The following is a 2,567-nucleotide window of genomic DNA, read 5'->3' on the forward strand; positions in this document are numbered from 1 at the left end:
TCATTTGTAGCAGTGCTCCTCCGCCGGGAAAAGGCCGTTTTTCACCTCTTCGGCGTACTTTCCGACCGCTTCTTTTACCGCTACGGCGCCGTTCATGTAGTGTTTGACGAATCTGGGTTTGAAAGCTTCGAAAAATCCCAGCATGTCCGACCATACCAGAACCTGGCCGTCGGTCTCCTTTCCCGCGCCGATGCCGATGACGGGGATGTCGCATTCGCGGGTGACGAGGGCCGCCAGCGTGGGGGTGACCCCTTCGATGACGAGGGCGAAGGCGCCCGCCTCTTCGATGGCGGCGGCGTCCTGAAGGACTCTCTCGATGCTCTTTTCGTCCCGTCCCTGGACCTTGTAGCCACCTTCGGCACGGACAGACTGGGGTTTGAGGCCCACATGGCCCATGACGGGGATGGCGTTTCGGGTGAGGTGGCGGACCAGATCGGCCCGTTCGGCACCCCCTTCGATCTTCACGGCGTCCGCTCTGGTGCGGCGGAAGACTTCGACGCAGTTGGCCAGCGCCTCGTCGGGTGTGTTCATGGTGCCGAAAGGCATGTCGCAGATGACGAAACTCTCCGGTGCGCCGTTGCAGACGGCCCGGGTATGGTAGATCATCTGATCGAGGGTGGCCGAAAGGGTGTCGGGTTCGCCAAGAAAGCTCATGTTGAGGCTGTCGCCGACCAGGATCATGTCGACACTCTCTTTAAAAAGCGAGGCGAAAAGGGCGTCGTAAGCGGTGATCATGACCAGTTTCCGCTCCCCTTTCGCCTGCTGCAAAGATGTGATCGTCTCTTTTTTCGCCATCTCTCTCCCCCGTTTCGAAAGTAGAGTGATTCTATCCAAAAAACGGTAAAAATGGTATAATTGCGCATATTTGGGAGGCGCTCATGGGCATCCGGACCCGGTTGGAACAGCAGTTCGACTACGATATCGTCGACGAGTTCCTCGACCATTTCGACATCATGACAGAAATGATGGAGCCCTCCATCGTCGCCCTGGAAAACGCATCGGTCCGATCCGATAAAATCAACGAACTTTTCCGGATTTTCCACAACATCAAGTCCGCGGCCTCTTTTTTGAAACTCGAGCGGATCCATCTGCTGGCCGAACTGGCGGAGGAGATGATGGAGAGGCTCCGGGCCGACGAAAACGCGGTCGACGAAAAGGTGATCGACTGGCTGCTTCTTGTCAGCGACCAGATGCGCGCATGGTATCTCGAGCTTTCCGAAGACGGGGAGCTGGAGAGTATCGACCCAAAAATTTTGAACATACCGGAGAATGACTGAATTGAAAAAGCTGGTAGCCTATATCACGACCGGATATCCGGACAAAAACTTTACCGCCGATCTGGCGCTTTCATTGAAGGAAGCCGGTGTCGACTCGCTGGAGCTGGGTATCCCCTTTTCCGATCCGGTGGCCGACGGTCCCGTCATCGAAGCGGCCAACCTCTTCGCCCTGCGCAACGGTTTCAAAATGGCCGATCTGCTGGAAGTGAGCGAACGGATCGCTCCCGAGATCGATACGCTCTGGATGGGATATTTCAATCCTTTCTACCACAAAGGCATCGACTTCTTTCTCGAAAAGGCGGTGGCGTACGGGGTAAGCGGGTTCATCATCCCCGACCTGCCCCATGAAGAGGGTGCCGCCTACAAAGAGAAATTCGACGAAAAGGGAGTGGCGCTCATCGAGTTCGTCGCCCCGACCGATTCGCGGGAGAGGATCGCCGAGATCGTCAAAGACGCGAAAAAGTTCATCTACATGGTGGCCTATGCCGGAATCACGGGTGCCGAAAAGAGCGAATCGCTCGAGCCGATCATCGACGCCGTGCGCGAACATACCGACACACCGCTATACATAGGCTTCGGTGTCAACGAAAAGACGGCGAAGGAGAAGGCCAAAGGTGTCGACGGCGTCATTGTCGGCAGCGCTTTCGTCAAGATTTTGCTTAAAGAAAACTTGACACATTCGGAAAAAATTGATAAGATATCTACACTTGCCCGTTCGATCAAGGAGATGATCAACGAGTAGAAGGCAAGAAAACGTTGTTTGCCATGCGCTTTTATTTTGAAGAAGCGCGGTTTGGCTGCGCGTGAGCCCGCTGCTGAAGCGAACTCAGCGTTAGCGTAGGCATAAAGAGCTTTGCTCTGTTGCCGTGTTTTTTAAATGGGGTTGACCTGGCTTCGACAGGAGCAGGTGATTCCTGACTGCATGTCGGGTTGAACATCCCGTTACCACTGTTCACAATGCAATAAACGCAAACAACACAAACTACCGCCCTGCTTACGCATACGCTGCGTAAGTTCAACTAACCTTTAGGGCTGCTCCCTCCGCCGACGCCATATAGGCGGATTTCGGGAGTATCACACCTTTATGGCTATATCTGCAGGGTGCCTCGCCTGCAGACGAATCTTCGAGGCTCGCACAGCGTAGCTTTGGACATTGCGCGAAGCTGTGTCAAACATAGCAATGTCGTCTAAGCATGTAGACGTCAGGAGTTGCTTGTTTCTGGACAGGGGTTCGATTCCCCTCAACTCCACCAGTCTTTTCCAACTCTCTTTCAAAGTCCATCTTTATGA

3 protein-coding genes and 1 other RNA gene are annotated in these 2,567 nt (G+C 54.4%); 3 read left to right on the plus strand and 1 reads right to left on the minus strand.

The window, feature by feature from the left end; genetic code table 11:
• Window positions 1–795: a 3-methyl-2-oxobutanoate hydroxymethyltransferase gene (panB, locus tag Q1K23_RS02220; RefSeq protein WP_300361840.1), complete on the minus strand. Its 795-nt coding sequence runs from the start codon at window positions 793–795 to the stop codon at window positions 1–3.
• A gap of 83 nt (window positions 796–878) precedes the next feature.
• Between panB and Q1K23_RS02225 the strand changes: the two genes are divergently transcribed.
• The 3 genes from Q1K23_RS02225 (at window position 879) to ssrA (ending at window position 2,530) form a co-directional block, all read left to right on the plus strand.
• A complete protein-coding gene (locus tag Q1K23_RS02225; protein ID WP_300361841.1) occupies window positions 879–1,277 on the plus strand; it encodes an Hpt domain-containing protein in 399 nt (132 codons plus the stop codon).
• Window position 1,278: 1 nt separating this feature from the next.
• Window positions 1,279–2,019, plus strand: coding sequence for a tryptophan synthase subunit alpha (trpA, locus tag Q1K23_RS02230; RefSeq protein WP_300361844.1), 741 nt, complete (start codon window positions 1,279–1,281; stop codon window positions 2,017–2,019).
• Window positions 2,020–2,156: 137 nt separating this feature from the next.
• Window positions 2,157–2,530, plus strand: a transfer-messenger RNA (tmRNA) gene (gene ssrA / locus Q1K23_RS02235).
• Window positions 2,531–2,567: the final 37 nt, after the last annotated feature.

Source organism: Hydrogenimonas sp. (genome assembly GCF_029933015.1).
Lineage (GTDB): Bacteria > Campylobacterota > Campylobacteria > Campylobacterales > Hydrogenimonadaceae > Hydrogenimonas.

Excerpts from the sequence above, each read along its gene's own strand:
- panB (WP_300361840.1), bottom strand. The coding sequence starts at position 795 with ATGGCGAAAAAAGAGACGATCACATCTTTGCAGCAGGCGAAAGGGGAG.
- Q1K23_RS02225 (WP_300361841.1), top strand. The coding sequence starts at position 879 with ATGGGCATCCGGACCCGGTTGGAACAGCAGTTCGACTACGATATCGTC.